Annotated in this window: 11 protein-coding genes and 1 pseudogene; 4 read left to right on the top strand and 8 right to left on the bottom strand. The window is 72.0% G+C overall.

The window, feature by feature from the left end; genetic code table 11:
• Positions 1-4: 4 nt before the first annotated feature.
• Positions 5-1,606 carry an amidohydrolase gene (locus ACFMQL_RS41620; protein ID WP_378790112.1) on the bottom strand — a complete coding sequence of 534 codons (1,602 nt, stop codon included), beginning with the start codon at positions 1,604-1,606 and terminating at the stop codon, positions 5-7.
• Positions 1,607-2,574: 968 nt separating this feature from the next.
• On the opposite strand from ACFMQL_RS41620, the gene ACFMQL_RS41615 reads away from it, so the two are divergent.
• Entirely contained in the window at positions 2,575-3,597 is a 1,023-nt protein-coding gene (locus tag ACFMQL_RS41615) for a GNAT family N-acetyltransferase (RefSeq protein ID WP_364065800.1), read from the top strand.
• Between the two features lie 63 nt (positions 3,598-3,660).
• Positions 3,661-4,878, top strand: a complete 1,218-nt coding sequence (locus ACFMQL_RS41610) for an ROK family protein (RefSeq protein WP_364065797.1) — start codon at positions 3,661-3,663, stop codon at positions 4,876-4,878.
• A gap of 270 nt (positions 4,879-5,148) precedes the next feature.
• Here ACFMQL_RS41610 and ACFMQL_RS41605 read toward each other — a convergent pair.
• A pseudogene (locus tag ACFMQL_RS41605) lies at positions 5,149-5,685 on the bottom strand (Clp protease N-terminal domain-containing protein); the annotation flags it as partial.
• Between the two features lie 73 nt (positions 5,686-5,758).
• Between ACFMQL_RS41605 and ACFMQL_RS41600 the strand changes: the two are divergent.
• Together ACFMQL_RS41600 and add are read left to right on the top strand one after the other, a co-directional pair.
• Positions 5,759-6,529, top strand: coding sequence for a hypothetical protein (locus tag ACFMQL_RS41600; RefSeq protein WP_364065794.1), 771 nt, complete (start codon positions 5,759-5,761; stop codon positions 6,527-6,529).
• A 144-nt stretch (positions 6,530-6,673) separates the two neighbouring features.
• Complete coding sequence (gene add, locus ACFMQL_RS41595; RefSeq protein ID WP_364065791.1) at positions 6,674-7,696, top strand: adenosine deaminase; 1,023 nt, start codon at positions 6,674-6,676, stop codon at positions 7,694-7,696.
• A gap of 260 nt (positions 7,697-7,956) precedes the next feature.
• Here the strand turns inward: add and pgl are convergent, their stop codons facing one another.
• The 6 genes from pgl to tkt are packed head-to-tail and all read right to left on the bottom strand — an operon-like array spanning position 7,957 to position 16,035.
• Positions 7,957-8,730, bottom strand: a complete 774-nt coding sequence (pgl, locus tag ACFMQL_RS41590) for a 6-phosphogluconolactonase (protein ID WP_364065955.1) — start codon at positions 8,728-8,730, stop codon at positions 7,957-7,959.
• Positions 8,731-8,735: 5 nt separating this feature from the next.
• A complete protein-coding gene (locus tag ACFMQL_RS41585; RefSeq protein WP_364065788.1) occupies positions 8,736-9,653 on the bottom strand; it encodes a glucose-6-phosphate dehydrogenase assembly protein OpcA in 918 nt (305 codons plus the stop codon).
• A gap of 1 nt (position 9,654) precedes the next feature.
• Positions 9,655-11,292 carry a glucose-6-phosphate dehydrogenase gene (gene zwf, locus ACFMQL_RS41580; RefSeq protein ID WP_364065785.1) on the bottom strand — a complete coding sequence of 546 codons (1,638 nt, stop codon included), beginning with the start codon at positions 11,290-11,292 and terminating at the stop codon, positions 9,655-9,657.
• 1 nt (position 11,293) lies between these two features.
• Positions 11,294-12,907: a glucose-6-phosphate isomerase gene (locus tag ACFMQL_RS41575; RefSeq protein ID WP_364065952.1), complete on the bottom strand. Its 1,614-nt coding sequence runs from the start codon at positions 12,905-12,907 to the stop codon at positions 11,294-11,296.
• Positions 12,907-13,998 carry a transaldolase gene (gene tal, locus ACFMQL_RS41570; RefSeq protein ID WP_364065783.1) on the bottom strand — a complete coding sequence of 364 codons (1,092 nt, stop codon included), beginning with the start codon at positions 13,996-13,998 and terminating at the stop codon, positions 12,907-12,909. Before tal ends, ACFMQL_RS41575 begins: the two co-directional genes overlap by 1 nt.
• Before the next feature lie 6 nt (positions 13,999-14,004).
• Entirely contained in the window at positions 14,005-16,035 is a 2,031-nt protein-coding gene (tkt, locus tag ACFMQL_RS41565) for a transketolase (protein WP_378790273.1), read from the bottom strand.
• Positions 16,036-16,265 lie beyond the last annotated feature (230 nt).

The following is a 16,265-nucleotide window of genomic DNA, read 5'->3' as shown; positions in this document are numbered from 1 at the left end:
GGGCTCAGGCGCGTTCGTAGACCGCCTCGCCGTCCACGAACGTCATCCGCACCCTGGTCGTCCAGATGTCGCCGGGCGGCAGCTCGAACGGGTCGCGGTCGAGCACCACCAGGTCGGCGGGCCGTCCCGGCTCGATGCGCCCGGCCGGTGAGCGGTTGATCCAGGCCGAACCCTCCGTGTACGCCGTCATCACCGTCGCCAGGTCGATGCGCTGCTCGGGCAGGAACGGCGTCTGCGCCGTCGGGTAGCCGGCGTGCACCGAGCCGCCCGGCTCCGTACGGTTAACCGCCACATGCATCCCCTGCAGCGGGTCTGCGTCGGAGACCGGCCAGTCGCTGCCCGCGCACAGCCGGGTGCCGCAGGCCACCAGGTCCGCGAACGGGTACTGCCACGACGAACGCGGCTCCCCGAGGTAGGGCAGGGTCAGCTCGTCCATCTGCGCGTGATGGGTCGCCCACAGCGGCTGCAGGTTGGCCGTGACGCCGAGCGCGGCGAAGCGCGGCACGTCCGACGGCTCGATGATCTGCAGGTGCGCGATGTGGTGCCGGTTGGCCGGATCGGTGCCCTCCAGGCTGTCCAGCGCCTCGCGCACCGCGCGCTCGCCGATGGCGTGGAAGTGCACCTGGAAGCCGAGGCGGTCCAGCTCGGCGACGTACTCCTTGAGCTTGGCCGGGTCCACGTACGACAGGCCCGTGCCCCCGCACAGGCAGTACGGCTCCAGCGTGGCGGCGGTGAAGTTCTCCGTGATGCCGTCCTGCATGATCTTGACCGAGGTGGCCCTGAACCGCTCCAGCCCCTCCGCCGACGCGCGCCGCGCCACCAGGTCCTCGATCTGCTCCAGGCCGCGCGTGCGGTCCCACCACAGGGCGCCCACCACACGCGCCCGCAGGCGTCCTGAGCGGGCCGCCGCCAGGTAGGTGGGCAGCGGGTCGTCGGAGCCCGCGTACGAGCCCACGATGGCGTCCTGCCAGCCGGTGACGCCCAGCGAGAACAGGTGCCGCTCGGCGTCCGCCAGCGCGTCCTGCAGGTCCTGGGCGGTCGGGCGCGGGGTGAGCAGGCCGACGAGGTCCATCGCGCCCTCGTGCAGGACGCCCGTCGGCTCGCCGTTCGCGTCCCGCTCGATGCGGCCGTCGGCGGGATCGGGGGTGTCGCGGGTGATGCCGGCGCGTTCCAGGGCCCGCGTGTTGACCCAGGCGGCGTGGTGGTCGCGCTGGATCAGGTACGCGGGGCGGTCGAGGAAGCCGAGATGATCGCGGTGGGGGAGGCCGCCGGGGAAAGCCGACATGTCCCATCCGCCGCCATCGATCCACTCTTTCTCCGGATTTTTCGCGGCATAGTCGGCGATCTTTTCTTTGTACGCGTCTAGGCCGAAATCTTCGGACAAGTCGCACTTTGCGCGTTCAAGGCCCGCCTGAATCGGGTGCATGTGCGCGTCCGTGAAACCCGGCACCAGCAGACCGCCGTCGAGATCCACCGTCTCGTGCGGCCCGCGCGCCAGCTCCCCCTCCGGCCCCACGGCGGCGATCACGCCGCCCCGCATCAGCACGGCCTCGGCGACGACACCGTCGGGGGTGAAGACCCGGCCGCCTCGGAAGAGGATGTTCATCGAGCGTCGTCCTTTCTCGCAGTCGCTCCATCTTGCCCCCGCCGGCATCGGGAGGAGCGTTTCGTCGGCGTTGCCGGGCCGTTCGGCGCGATCTTGCCCCCGCTCGCAGGGGAGGAGGGCCGCTCTGGGCGACGATCTGAGCGAGGGGGAGCCGGTTGAGGTCTCGCTTCCGGCGTCTGGGAAGGGCAGAGGAAGGGCGGTCCGAGTGGGCCCGCGATGCGGGGAGGCGCAGGCTGGAGCGCTGTCAGAGGGGGCTGTACAGCGCAGCATGAGGGAGCGGTGGGGCACGGAATGAGCTCCCGAAGCGCGGTGCGGGGACGGGACTGGAGCGGGGAGACAGGGCTGGAGCGCTGCTAGAGGGAGTGGTGCAGCGCAGCATGGGGGAGTGGTGGGGCACGGAATGAGCTCTGAAGCGTTGGTGCAGGTAGATCCCAGAGGGCCGGCCCGCGACGGTCACGAGGCAAGAGGCGTGGGCGCGGGTGCTGGTCGGGAGTCGGGCGCGGAAGGACAGGCAGGCGGTTGGCGGTGGCTGGGTGCATGGCGACCAGGGGGATCGAGGAGGTGCCTGGTTGCGACGCGGGGCCCCATGCCAGGGATGCTGCACCGGCTGCGGGTGCCGACCGGCTCGCGTGCGGAGGGGGTGGAGTTGCTTCTGGTGCGCGCTTGGCGGCGGTGGCCCAGGGTGGTGGCGCGCCGGCGTAGATGGTCGGCGAGGAGCGGCGGCTGGGGCCGTGCTGCCGACATGTCGGTGACGCCGGTGGTGCCACAGGGGTCGCGAGGTCTGTCGGGGCCCGCCGGTCTGTGGGTGCCGACGGTGGTGTGCGGCCGGCGGGTGGCGCTGGTCCGGAAGCTGGCGCGGGTGGGATAAGGATGACATTGTGCGATATAAGCGGACATCTCGCGATGAATCACGCGATGTAAACACATCGGTAGCGGCCGCGTAACAGCTTCCCGTCATGCTCTGACGCATGGGATTCTTGCGCATTCGCACCACGGTGGACGAGCGGCCCGGACGCCTGGCCTCGCTGGCGGCGGCCCTGGCCGACAGGGGCGGCAACATCCTCGGCCTGAGCGTCCAGTCCGATGCCGAAGGCACCGTCGACGAGTTCGTCACGGACATCCCCGCCGCACCCGAGACCGTGCGCGAGGCGCTGGAGGCGGCCGGTGGCCGCCGCGTCCAGGTGGTGGCCGCCACCGCCCACGAGCTGACCGACGAGCCCACCCGGGCGCTGCTGCTGGCCTCCAGGCTGCGCTCGATGCCGTGGCGGCTGCCGGAGCTGCTGGCCGAGCTGCTGCGCGCGGACGACGCGCGGTGGATCTATGGTGAGGCCGTGAGTGATCTACCCGACCCGACCCAGCTCGTCGTGCCGGTCGCGCCGAAGCGGGCGGTGCGGCTGCGGCGCGCCGAGCTGCCGTTCACGCTGACCGAGGCGGCCAGGGCGGCCGCCTTCGCGAGGCTCGCCCAGCCCGCGCCCGAGCAGACCGCCCCCGAGCGCGCGATCAAGCTGTCCGACGGCGTGGAGGTGACCGTGCGGCCGCTCACCTCCATCTACCGCGAGGCCGTACGCGACCTGCACGACCGCTGCTCGCCCGAATCGCGCAGGTTCCGCTACTTCACCGCCATGCCGACGCTGCCGCCGCGCATGTTCGACCGGCTGTGCGACAGGAGCAAGGGCTACTCGCTGGTCGCCGGGCACGACGGGCAGGTCGTGGGGATGGCCAACCTGCTGTTCACGCCCGACCCGGGCATCGCGGAGATGGCCTTCCTGGTCGAGGACCGCTGGCAGGGGCGCGGCCTGGGGACGGCGATGGCGAGGATGCTCGTACGCGCGGCGGCCGACCTGGGCTACGCCGAGGTCAAGGCCTCGATGCTGTCGGACAACGCGAGGATGCGGCGGCTGATGATCTCGCTGGGCGCGACGCTCGGCTACACCGACGACCCCGGCGTGGTGGAGGCCCGGCTTCCTGTGGGCGCGGTGGTGCCCGTCTGACACCCGGGCCGCCGGACTCCGTCCCGCTGGGCGCGGGCGAGGACAGGTTCTAAGCTGGCGAGGGTGACGGCGACGACGACGGCGGGCGCGCGGACACAGGAGCAGCTGCGGCAGCGCAACCTGAGCGAGGTGCTGCGGCGCGTGCACAAAGAGGGAGCGGTGTCGCGGGCCGCGCTGAGCCGCTGGATGGGCCTCAACCGCAGCACCATCATGGACCTGACCGCCGAACTCGCCGCTGCCGGGCTCGTCCGCGAGGGCGTCCCCGACCGCAGGGGCCGCGCGGGGCGGCCGTCCATCGTCGTCATGCCCGAGCAGGAGAGCCTGTACGGTCTCGCGTTCGACGTCGCCGTGGACCGGCTGATCGCGGCCCGCGTGGGGCTCGGCGGACGGGTGCTCGCCCGGCGCGAGGCCGTACGCGCCCGCGCGGGCGTGGACCTGGAGGATGTCGTCGGCGTCCTCGCCGCGTTCGGCCGCGAGCTGGTGGCGGAGGCAGGTCCCGACGCGTTGTGCGTGGGCATCGGGGCGTCGTACTGCGGGCTGATCAGGCGAGCCGACGGCACGGTCCGCTACGGGCCGCACCTCGGCTGGGTGGACCAGGCGTTCGGGCCGGAGCTCGCCGCCGGGCTCGGGCTCGGGCTGCCGGTCGAGGTGGGCAACGAGGCGCACCTGGGCGCGGTCGCCGAGCACGTACGCGGTGCGGGCAGGGACGTCGACAACCTCATCTACCTGCACGGCGACGTCGGCGTCGGCGGCGGGATCATCGTCGGCGGCAGGCTGCTCGACGGCGACGGCGGCTACGGCTGCGAGCTCGGGCACATGCTGGTCAACCCCTTCGACGGGCGCCCCTGCCTGTGCGGGTCGCGCGGCTGCCTGGAGGCGGAGGTGGGCGAGGAGGCGCTGCTCGGGTACGCCGGACGCGCCGGCGAGCTGTTCGGCCGCGAGGGTATCAGAGCCGTCGTCGCCCTGGCCGCCACCGGTGACGCACGGGCGCAGGACGCGCTCGACCGGGTCGGCGACTGGCTCGGCGTCGGCATCGTCAACCTCATCAACCTGTTCAACCCGGCGCTGGTGGTCTTCGGCGGCATGCTGCGCGACGTCTATCCGGGCGCCGCGCCCCGGGTCAGGGAGCGCGTGGACGCCCACGTGCTGCCGGTGTCGCGCGAACGCGTCCGCCTGGCGGTGACCGCGCTCGGCGACGACACCACGCTCGCCGGGGCCGCCGAGCTGGCCTTCGCCAACCTCCTGGAGAACCCACTCGACACCTTGGCCGCCCTCCGCTGACCTTCGGGGCGTCGATGTTCGGTTCCCGTGGTGGCGTGATGGGGGTCGCCGGTCGTGGCTGGATGGCGCCTTACGGTCGCGGGAGGTGCCGGCTGTCCGGTGGCGGGCCGGCAGCCGGTGCTCGGCCGGATGGGCGTCAGCCGGTGCTCGGCCGGATGGGCGTCAGCCGGTGCCGGTGGCGTCCTCGCCGTTCGCGTCGTCCCGGTTCTCGTCGTCCCTCGCCGTGCCCTCCCGGCTCGCTGGTGCGGGCGGCTCGTCGCGTTTGATGCCGAGGTGGCGTTCGATCCGATCGAGGCTCTCCTGGATCTGGGTGAGCTGCTCCTGCAGCGTCGAGCCGCCTGCGGCGAAGATCTCGGACGGACGTTCCCTGGAGCCGCGGCTGAGCCGGTCGAGGACGCGCCGGCGTACGTCCGCGGGCTCCACGCCCGCGTCGGCGAGCGCCTGGGCGGCCGGGCCCTCGCCCTCCCTGATCAGGCCCAGCAGGATGTGCTCGGTACCGATGTAGTTGTGGCGTAGCTGCAGGGCCTCGCGCAGCGACAGCTCCAGGACCTTCTTCGCGCGCTGCGTGAAGGGGATGTGCCCGTGGGGCTCCTTGGCACCGTGGCCCATCTCCTGCTCCACGAACGCGCGTACGCGCTCCAGCTGCACGCCGCACTCGGTGAGCACGAGGGACGCGAGCCCTTCGCCCTCGTGGATGAGACCGAGCAATATGTGTTCAGTGCCGATGTAGTCGTGGTTCATCATCCGCGCCTCCTCCTGGGCGAGGACGACGACCCTGCGCGCACGGTCGGTGAATCGCTCGAACACCGGGGGCCTCCGTTCGGCTGGGGCTGTCTCCACTATGCGCTAGAAAATCGGCGGCGGAGGGTATTTGTCCTGTGTGGATCTCGATGAGGTGGCCGATCGCCTGTACGGGGTGCCGCCGCCGGAGTTCACCGCCGCCCGCGCGGAGGAGGCCCGCGCGGCGAAGGAGGCGGGCGACGTACGGCTCTCCCGCGAGATCGCGAAGCTGCGCAAGCCCACGGTGTCGGCGTGGGCGGTGAACCGGCTCTCCCGCGAGCATCCCGACGAGCTCCGCGAGCTGCTGGAGGTGGGGGAGCGGCTGCGCGCGGCCTGGCGGGAGCAGGACGCGGACGCGCTGGCCGAGCTGGCCCGGCTCAGGGGTGAGGTGACCGCCAAGGTGGGCCGGCTGGCCAGGCGGGCGGGTGACCTGTCGGCCGCCGCCGCCACCGAGGTGGACCAGACCCTGGACGCCGCCCTGGTGGACGGGGAGGCGGCCGAGGAGGTACGGCGGGGGCGGCTGGCCAAGCCCCTGCGGTACAGCGGCTTCGCCCCCGCGCCCGTCACCCGCGAGCGTCCGCCGCGAAGGAAGAAGAGCGGCGGAGACGAGGCGGACACGGCCGAGGAGGCGCGCAGGCGGGAGGAGGAGACCGCCAGGAAGGCCAAGGAGCGCGAGGAGGCCGAGGCGGCGCACCGGGAGTGGGCGGCGCAGCTGGAGACCGCCCAGAAGGAGCACGACGAGCGCGCGGGGAAGGTGGCTCGGCTGGAGAGGAAGCTGGCCAAGGCGCGTAAGAAACTCGAGGACGCCAGGCAGCGGCTCGAAGTCGCGCGCCGCGAGGAACGCCACGCCCGGCAACGGCTGGAGCGGTGAGCGGGCGGCGCGGCGGCCCGCGATCATGCACGTCGGTGCTGGTCACCGCCTCAGCGCGACTCGGCCCGATAATCTGACAAACTTGTGTGAGATTCGGCGCTGAAACCTGTCTTTTCGGGATACGCCGGTCTTATGGTCGTCCGCATGACCCTCGACGACTTCATCGACGCCCTGCCCAAGGTCGAGCTGCACGTTCACCACGTCGGCTCCGCCTCGGTCCCCACCGTGCTGGAGCTGGCGCGCCGCCACCCGGGCAGCGGCGTCCCCACCACGGAGGAGGAGCTGCGCCGCTTCTACACCTTCCGGGACTTTCCGCACTTCGCCCGCGTGTACGCGGCCGTCAACGCGCTCATACGCGAGCCCGAGGACGTCGCCACGCTCGTGCTCGGCCTGGCCCGCGACCTCGCCTCCCAAGGCGGGCGGTACGCGGAGCTGCAGGTCACGCCGTACGCCCAGCACGTGGTCGGCCTGCCGATGCGCGCGGTCACCGAGGCGCTCGACCTGGCCGCCCGCGACGCGCTCGCCGAGCACGGCGTCGAGATCGCCTACATCTTCGACATCCCCGGCGAGTACGGCGAAGAGGCCGCCAAGGTGACGCTCAAGCACGCGCTCGAAGAACCTCCCACCGCGTTGGTAGGTTTCGGCATCGGCGGGATCGAACAGGAACGCCCGAAGTACCGCGACGCCTACCGCGCCGCGTTCGCCGCCGCGCGGGCGGCCGGGCTGCACAGCGTCCCGCACGGCGGGGAGATGACCGGGCCGGAGACGATCTGGGAGGTCGTGGAGCACTACGGCGCCGAGCGCATCGGCCACGGCATCAACTGCCTGGCCGACCCCCGGCTGGTGGCGCATCTGCGGGAGACGCAGATCCCGCTCGATGTCTGCCCGACGTCCAACCTGTGCACGGGACAGATCGCCCGTATCGAGGACCACCCGCTGCCCCGGCTGCTGGAAGAGGGGCTGTACGTGACGCTGAACAGCGACGATCCGCCCATGTTCGGCACCACGCTGGCCGACGAGTACCGGGTCGCGGCCCGGGTGTTCGGCTTCGGCCGGGAGCAGCTCGCCGAGCTGGCACGGAACGGGGTGCGGGCGTCGTACCTGGCGGAGGAGCGCAAGCAGGCACTGCTCACCGAGATCGACACCCTCGCGGCCGCACCCGGCTGAGCGTGCACCACGTCGGCCGCCCGGCGTCCGGCGCCACGGGGAGTGAGCCACACGTCGCCCGGGCGGAGCAGGGAGCTCCCCGCGAGGGGAGCGAGCCGCGGAAGCCCTCCACAAGGCTCTCAGGGACGCTCGAAGGCTCTGGCGGCAAAGCCGAGGCCCCCAAGGCCGCACCTCGCGCAAGGTGGGCTCTGGGGGCCTCTGAAAGGGTCTGACCGGGTCTCAGGAAGCCGCCGGGCACGAGGCTTCCCGGACGCGGCGGATCACGGGGATGCGAGGCGGCCGAGACCCGGCGGGATCTTGGCCGCCGCCGCGCGGTCGAGCAGGAACAGCGTCCGCCCGCGCCCCCGCGCCCCCGCCGCCGGCACCTGCACGGGCCCGGAATCGGACAGCGCCATGCGCACCGCGCCCGCCTTCTCCTCGCCCGCCGCGACCACCCACACCTCGCGCGAGGCCTGGATGGCGGGCAGGGTCAGAGAGATGCGGGTGGGCGGCGGCTTGGGCGAGCCGTGCACGGCCACCACCGGGCGGGTGTCGTACAGGGCCGGCATGCCGGGGAACAGCGACGCCACGTGGGTGTCCGGCCCCATGCCGAGCAGCATCACGTCGAAGGCGGGCACCGGCCCGTGATCCTCGGGCCTGGCGGCCTTGCGCAGCTCGGCTGCGTAGGCGTCGGCGGACTCCTCGGCCGTCATCCCCGAGTCGGGGCCGCGCATGACGTGCACCCGCTCGGGATCGACGTCGACGTGGTCGAGCAGCGCCTGGCGGGCGCCGGTCTCGTTGCGCTCCTTGTCGCCGTCGGGCAGGAACCGCTCGTCGCCCCACCAGATGTCCAGGCGCCGCCAGTCGACGGCGTCCCTGGCCGGCGTGGCCGCGATGGCGGCCAGCGTGGCGGTGCCGATCGTGCCGCCGGTCAGCACGATCGACGCAGAGCCCTTGGCCGCCTGCGCGTCGACCAGCCGCGTGATGATGCGCGCCGCCACGGCGTTGGCCAGGACTTCGGCGTCACGGTGCACGACGATGGTGGGCACGCTCACTTTGCTCATCCCTTGAACGTCCTCGCGAAACGCTTGACCGCGGCCTCGTAGATCTCGTCGCTGTCGAGCCTGCGCAGCTCCTCGGCCATCAGCTCCGAGGTCTGCCGGCGGGCCAGCGCCACGGTCCTGTCCGGCTGGCCGGGACGCGAGAGCGTGGCCACGCGGGCGTCGTTGCGCACGACCGACAGCTCACCGCCCGCGGCGAGCTGCAGGCGCACGGCGGTCAGGCCGGGACCCGCCGAGTCGACGACCTTGACGGAGCAGCCCAGCCGCTCCGACAGCCAGGCCGCGAGCAGCGGCGCGCTCGGGTGGCCGGCCGCGGCCTCGACCGTGCCCTTGCGCACCTTGCCCACCGGCTGGTCGAACGCGGCCGCCAGCAGGCTGCGCCACGGCGTGATCCGAGCCCAGGCCAGGTCGGTGTCGCCGCGGGCGTACCCCTTGGCGCGGGTCACCAGCGACTTGACGCCGCCGTCGTCGAAGCCCTTGGCGTCGGTGATGCGCCGCTGCGCCAGCGCCCCGATGGCGTCCTTGGACGGCACGTCGGGCGCCGCGCCCGGCCACCAGGCCACCACGGGCGTGTCGGGCAGCAGCAGCGGGCTGACGACGGAGTCGGCGTGCTCGGTCAGCTCGCCATACAGGCGCAGCACCACGACCTCGCCGGGCGTGTTCTCGCCGATGCGCAGCTCGGCGTCCAGCCTGATCGGCTCGTCCTCCTCGCGCTTGATCACCACGATGATGCGCGACGGGTGCTCGCGGGCCGCCTCGGTGGCCGCCCGCAGCGCGTCGTACTGGTGGCGCTCCTCGCAGACCACGACGAGCGTGAGCACCATGCCGATGGCCGGCGCGCCCATCTGGTGACGCAGGTGCGTGAACTGGGCGGCGATCTTGCCTGCCGTGGTGTCGGTCAGCATGAAGGTCGTCATGTCAGAGCCTCCTCCACACGCGGCCGTCGCGGGCCATCATCGCATCGGCCGACGTGGGACCCCACGAGCCCGACTCGTACGGCTCCGGCTGGCCCTGCGTGGCCCAGAACTCCTCGATCGGGTCGAGGATCTTCCACGACAGCTCCACCTCCCGCTGGTGCGGGAAGAGCGGCGGATCGCCGATCATCACGTCGAGCAGCAGCCGCTCGTACGCCTCGGGCGACGACTCCAGGAACGACTCGCCGTAGGCGAAGTCCATGGACACATCGCGCACCTCCATCGCCGTGCCCGGCACCTTCGAGCCGAAGCGCACGGTGATGCCCTCGTCCGGCTGCACCCGGATGACCAGGGCGTTCTGGCCGAGGATCTCGGTGTCGTCGGCGCTGAACGGCAGGTGCGGCGCCCGCTGGAACACCACGGCCACCTCGGTCACCCGGCGGCCGAGCCGCTTGCCGGTGCGCAGGTAGAACGGCACCCCGGCCCAGCGCCTGTTGGCGATCTCCAGCTTGATCGCCGCGTACGTCTCGGTCGTGGAGTCGGGCGAGATGCCCTCCTCCTGGAGGTAGCCGACGACCTTCTCGCCGCCCTGCCAGCCGGCGGCGTACTGGCCGCGCGCGGTGTTGAGCGCCAGGTTGGCCGGCAGCCGCACGGCCTTGAGCACCTTCTCCTTCTCCCGGCGCAGCGAGGCCGCCTCGAACGAGGTCGGGTCCTCCATCGCGACGAGCGCGAGAAGCTGGAGCAGGTGGTTCTGGATCACGTCGCGGGCGGCGCCGATGCCGTCGTAGTAGCCGGCCCGGCCGCCGATGCCGATGTCCTCGGCCATCGTGATCTGCACGTGGTCGACGAAGCTGCGGTTCCAGATCGGCTCGTAGAGGTTGTTGGCGAACCTCAGCGCCATGATGTTCTGGACCGTCTCCTTGCCGAGGTAGTGGTCGATCCGGAAGATCGAGCTCTCGGGGAAGGCCGAGGTGGTGATCTCGTTCAGCTCGTGTGCCGACTTCAGGTCGTGGCCGAACGGCTTCTCGATCACCACGCGCCGCCAGGAACCCTCGGGCGCGTCGGACAGGCCGGTGCGCTTGAGCTGCTCCACCACCACGGGGAAGAACTTCGGCGGCACCGACAGGTAGAAAGCGTAGTTTCCGCCGGTGCCCCGGGTCTCGTCGATCTCGGCCAACGCCATGGCGAGCGCATCGAAGGCGCCGTCGTCGGAGAACTCGCCGGGCACGAAGTGGATGCCCTCGCGAAGCTGCTTCCAGACCTCCTCACGGAACGGCGTCCTGGCGTGCGCCTTGACGGCCTCGTACGTCAACTGGGCGAAATCCTGGTCCTTCCAATCGCGCCGGGCGAAGCCGACCAGCGAGAAGCCGGGTGGCAGCAGCCCCCGGTTGCCCAGGTCGTAAATCGCCGGCAGCAGTTTGCGCTTGGCCAGGTCACCCGTCACACCGAACAACACCATCACGCACGGCCCCGCCACTCTGGGCAGCCGCTTGTCGCGCGGGTCGCGCAGCGGATTGGCCGCGGCCACCGCCTCGGTGGTGGACGTGCCGGCGACGGCGGACGCCACGGTGAGGGCCTCCTCCGCGGGCGCGCCCGGCGCCGCGGGTTCTTCAGGTGCCGCGGGGTCAGCGCGGTCAGTCATCTCAAGCCTCCTGTGCGGCTGCGAGCAAACGCGCGACTCCCGCCGCGCGGTCGGTCAGATGCAGGCGTACGGCAGGGCGGCCGCGGGTCTCCAGCGCCCCCAGGTCGCCCAGCGCCTGCGCGAGCTGAAGCCGGCCCAGCGTGTAGGGCCGGCCGGGAACGGCGACGTCTTCCTCCACTGCCCCCGTGATCTGCAGAAACACCCCGTTCTGCGGCCCGCCCTTGTGGTACTGCCCGGTCGAGTGCAGGAAGCGCGGCCCCCATCCGAACGTGACCGGCCGGTCGGTGCGCTGCGCGAGCAGCGCGCGCAGCGTCAGCGGGTCGGCCATCATCCAGGCGTCGGTCATCTGGTCGAAGTCGGCGCCCTCGGGCACCGGCGCGTCGAAGGCGGCCAGCCGGTCGAGATACGCCATGATCGCGAGGTAGCCGTCGCGGGGGATGGTGTGCAGCAGCTCGGCGAACAGCCCGGGCAGGTCCCTGGCCGTCGCCGCGCCGTACGCCTCGACCGGGCCGTCCACGAACGACGGCGCGCCGGTCGGCAGGTCGGGCAGGGACAGCAGGGTGTCGGTGTTGGCGGCGGACTCGGCGACGTTGGGCTCGTCGAACGGGTTGACCCGCAGCACCGCGCAGGCGAGCGCGGTCGCGTACTCCCAGACGAGGAACTGCGCGCCCAGCGGGCCGTCGACCCGCACGTCGCCGTCGTCGGAGTCGATGGCGACGACCAGCTCGTCGGAGGCGCCGTTGGGGTCGGCGCCCACCACGGGAAGGATGCCCTTGCCCTGCTTGCCGGTGGACTCGGCGACCAGCTCCTCGATCCAGTCGGGCAGCCCGTTGATGGCCGTCAGCCGGTCTTCGAGCACCAGCTTGTCGCGGCCGGCCAGCGCCGAGGCGGCGAGCGCGGCGCCCAGGTCGAGCCCGGGGTTGCCGTCCTCGCGCGACAGCAGCGGCAGCACCTCGCCGGCGTCGTCGAGCAGCCGCTCCACGTCGGCACCCGCCAGGGCGGCGGGCACCAGCCCGAACGCCGACAGCGCCGAGTAGCGGCCGCCCACGCTGGGCGAGGCGGGCACGAGCTGATAGCCGGCCCGCACGGCGTGCCGCTCCAGCGGGGACCCTGGAGCGGTGACGACCACGATGTGGCCGGCCGGGTCGAGGCCGGCGTCGGCGAAGCGCTGCTCGTAGACGCGCAGCAGGCAGTCGGTCTCGACCGTCGAGCCGCTGCGCCCCGCCACCACCACGACCGTGGAGGAAAGCCCTTCGGCCAGGGCCCTGCGCACCTGGCCTGGGTCGGTGGTGTCGAGCACGGTGAGCGGCACGTCCGCGGTGTCGCAGATGACCTGCGCCGCGAGCGACGAGCCGCCCATGCCGGCCAGCACCACGTTGGTCAGGCCCGCGGCGCGGGCCCGGTCCGCGAGCCTGCCCAGCACGGGCAGCAGCTCGCGGGAGTGGCGGGGCAGCGACAGCCAGCCGAGCCGGGCCGCCGCCTCCGCCTCGGCGTCCTCACCCCACAGCGTGGGGTCGCCGTCGGCGAGCCGCGCGGGCACGCCGTCGGCGACGAGGCGCCCCGCGACGGAGGAGGCGGCAGCGGCCACCCCCTCCTCGCGGTAAGAGACGTACATCACGGAACCAGGTTCTTGCTGACGCTTTCCAGCAGCTCGTTCCAGGACGCCTCGAACTTCTCCACGCCCTCGTCCTCCAGCACCTTCACGACGTCGTCGTAGTCGATGCCGGCGTCCTTGAGCGCGGCCATGGTGTTCCACGCCTGCTCGTAGAACGGGCGCACGGTGTCGCCCGTGATGGTGGCGTGGTCGGCCACGGCGTCGAGCGTCTTCTCCGGCATCGTGTTGACGGTGCCGGGGGCGACGAGCTGGTCGACGTAGAGCGTGTCGGGGTACTCGGGGTTCTTGACGCCCGTGGAGGCCCACAGCGGCCGCTGCGGACGCGCGCCGGCCTCGCGCAGGCGCTGCCAGCGCTCGGAGTTCATGACCTCCTCGAACGCCGCGTACGCCAGGCGCGCGTTGGCCACGCCCGCCTTGCCCTTCAGCTCCGGCTTGCCCAGCTTGTCGAGCCGCTTGTCGATCTCGGTGTCGACGCGGCTGACGAAGAACGAGGCCACCGACTCGATCGTGGCGAGGTTGATGCCCTTGGCCTGCGCGGCCTCCAGCCCGGCGAGCCAGGCGTCCATGACCGCGCGGTAGCGCTCGAGGGAGAAGATCAGCGTGACGTTGACGCTGATGCCCTCCGACAGCGCCTGCGTGATCGCGGGCAGGCCCTCCAGCGTGGCCGGGATCTTGATGAACAGGTTGGGCCGGTCGACCAGCCACCACAGCGCCCTGGCCTCGGCGATCGTCCGCTCGCCGTCGCGGGCGAGGCGCGGGTCCACCTCGATCGACACGCGGCCGTCGACGCCTCCGCTGGAGTCGTAGATCGGGCGCAGCACGTCGGCCGCCCACCGGATGTCGTAGGTGGTGATGGCGCGCACGGCCTCGCCGACGTCGACGCCGCGGACCGCCAGGTCGTGCATCTGGGAGTCGTAGGCGTCGCCCTTGCTGAGCGCGTTCGCGAAGATCGTCGGGTTGGACGTCACGCCGACGACGTTCTTCTCGCGGATCAGCTGCTCGAGGTTGCCGCTGCGCAGCCGCTCACGGCTGATGTCGTCGAGCCAGATGGCCACGCCCTGGCCGGACAGTTTGTTGAGGATCTCGCTCATTCTTCTTCAGTTTCCCGTCGTCTCGCCCTTGTCCTGACCGAGCTTGGCCAGGCTCGCCCTGGCCGCCGCCGCGACGCGCTCCGCCGTCAGCCCGAACTGCTCGTACAGCGTCTTGTACGGGGCCGACGCGCCGAAGTGTTCGAGGCTGACCACTTCGCCGTGCTCGCCGACGTACTCGTGCCAGCCGAGCGCGACGCCCGCCTCGACCGCGACCCGAGCCTTGATCGACGAGGGCAGAACCGTCTGCTTATATGCCGGATCCTGCCCGTTGAACCATTCGACACACGGCATGGAGACCACCCGCGTCGGGATGCCCTGCGACTCCAGGAGTTCGCGGCCCTCGATGGCGATCTGCACCTCACTGCCGGTGGCGATGAGGATGACCCGCGGCTGGCCGTCGGATGCCTCGCGCAGCACGTAACCGCCGCGGGCCACGCCGTCGGCGCTGGTGCCCTCGTAGACCGGGAGGTTCTGGCGGGTCAGCGCCAGCGCGGCCGGCCGGTCGGTGTGCTCAAGCACGGCCTTCCACGCGTAGGCCGTCTCGTTGGCGTCGGCCGGGCGCACCACGTCGAGGCCCGGGATCGCGCGCAGCGACCACAGGTGCTCGATCGGCTGGTGGGTGGGGCCGTCCTCGCCGAGACCGATGGAGTCGTGCGTCCAGACGTAGACGACCGGCAGCTTCATCAGCGCGGCCAGCCGCACCGCCGGGCGCATGTAGTCGGAGAACACCAGGAACGTGCCGCCGTACGGGCGGGTGCCGCCGTGCAGCGCGATGCCGTTGAGAATGGCGCCCATGGCGTGCTCGCGGATGCCGAAGTGCAGCGTGCGGCCGTAGCGGTTACCGGGGAACTCCTTGGTCTGGTACTCCTCCGGGATGAAGGACGGCTCGCCCTTCATCGTGGTGTTGTTGGACTCCGCCAGGTCGGCCGAGCCGCCCCACAGCTCGGGCAGCACCGGCGCGAGCGCGCTCAGCACCTCGCCGGAGGCCTTGCGGGTGGCCATGGAGGCGCCCGTCTCGAACGACGGCAGCGCCGTCGCCCAGCCGGCCGGCAGCTCGCGGTGCGAGATGCGGTCGAGCTCGGCGGCCCGCTCGGGGTTGGCCAGGCGCCACTCGCTGTAGCTCTTCTCCCATTCGGCGTGGTCGGCGCGGCCCCGCTGGACGATGCCGCGGGCGTGCTCCAGCACCTCGTCCGGCACGTCGAAGGTCTTGCTCGGGTCCATGCCCAGCACCTGCTTGGTGGCGGCGACCTCCGCCTCGCCCAGGGCCGAGCCGTGGATCTTGCCGGTGTTCTGCTTGTTGGGCGCCGGCCAGCCGATGATGGTGCGCAGCCGGATGAACGACGGGCGGTCGGTCTCGGCCTTGGCCTTCTGCAGCGCCTCGTACAGGGCCTGGACGTCCTCGACGTACTCGCCGCCGGCGGTCCAGTCGACGCTCTCGGTGTGCCAGCCGTAGGCCTGGTAGCGGGCGACGACGTCCTCCGACTTGGCGATCTGGGTGTCGTCCTCGATGGAGATGTGGTTGTCGTCGTAGATGACGATGAGGTTGCCCAGCTTCTGGTGGCCGGCGATGGCGCTGGCCTCGTGGCTGATGCCCTCCTCGATGTCGCCGTCGCTGACCAGGCACCAGATGTGGTGGTCGAACGGCGAGGCGCCGGGCGCGGCGTCGGGGTCGAACAGGCCGCGCTCACGGCGGGCGGCCATCGCCATGCCCACCGCGTTGCCCAGGCCCTGGCCCAGCGGGCCCGTCGTGGTCTCGACGCCCGCCGTGTGGCCGTGCTCGGGGTGGCCGGGAGTGAGGCTGTCCCACTGCCGCAGCCGCTTGAGGTCGTCAAGCGTCAGTCCGTAGCCCGACAGGAAGAGCTGGATGTAGAGCGTCAGGCTGGTGTGGCCGCACGACAGCACGAAGCGGTCACGACCGATCCAGCCGGGGTCGGTGGGGTCGTGACGCATCACGCGCTGGAACAACAGATAGGCGGCGGGGGCCAGGCTCATGGCGGTGCCGGGGTGACCCGAGCCCGCCTTCTCCACTGCGTCCATCGCCAGTGCCCGGACGACATCGACCGCCTTCTTGTCGAGGTCGGTCCACTCAAGGGCTGGCACGAGTTCGGTGCTCAAGTGCTCGATCTCCGGAATCTAGTTGTCATTGGTTGTGGCTTGTCCCGCCCGCGGCCGGTCACCTGGCGCCGTCCGGCGCCCGGCCTGCCGGCCGGTCGCAGGTCGCGCGCGCGGTGGTGCGTAGGGCCGGCCGCGAGATCGCGTGGCCCGCG

This window comes from Nonomuraea fastidiosa (genome assembly GCF_042751225.1).
Classification (GTDB): Bacteria; Actinomycetota; Actinomycetes; order Streptosporangiales; family Streptosporangiaceae; genus Nonomuraea; species Nonomuraea fastidiosa.
Note: the sequence above shows the minus strand (reverse complement) of the source record. Positions and strands in the feature narration are given on the sequence as shown.

Bases quoted from the DNA above. Each gene is read 5' to 3' on its own strand.
- zwf (WP_364065785.1), bottom strand. From the start codon at position 11,292: ATGACTGACCGCGCTGACCCCGCGGCACCTGAAGAACCCGCGGCGCCG.
- ACFMQL_RS41620 (WP_378790112.1), bottom strand. From the start codon at position 1,606: ATGAACATCCTCTTCCGAGGCGGCCGGGTCTTCACCCCCGACGGTGTC.
- add (WP_364065791.1), top strand. From the start codon at position 6,674: ATGACCCTCGACGACTTCATCGACGCCCTGCCCAAGGTCGAGCTGCAC.
- ACFMQL_RS41575 (WP_364065952.1), bottom strand. From the start codon at position 12,907: ATGTACGTCTCTTACCGCGAGGAGGGGGTGGCCGCTGCCGCCTCCTCC.
- ACFMQL_RS41615 (WP_364065800.1), top strand. From the start codon at position 2,575: ATGGGATTCTTGCGCATTCGCACCACGGTGGACGAGCGGCCCGGACGC.
- tal (WP_364065783.1), bottom strand. From the start codon at position 13,998: ATGAGCGAGATCCTCAACAAACTGTCCGGCCAGGGCGTGGCCATCTGG.
- ACFMQL_RS41585 (WP_364065788.1), bottom strand. From the start codon at position 9,653: ATGACGACCTTCATGCTGACCGACACCACGGCAGGCAAGATCGCCGCC.
- tkt (WP_378790273.1), bottom strand. From the start codon at position 16,035: ATGGACGCAGTGGAGAAGGCGGGCTCGGGTCACCCCGGCACCGCCATG.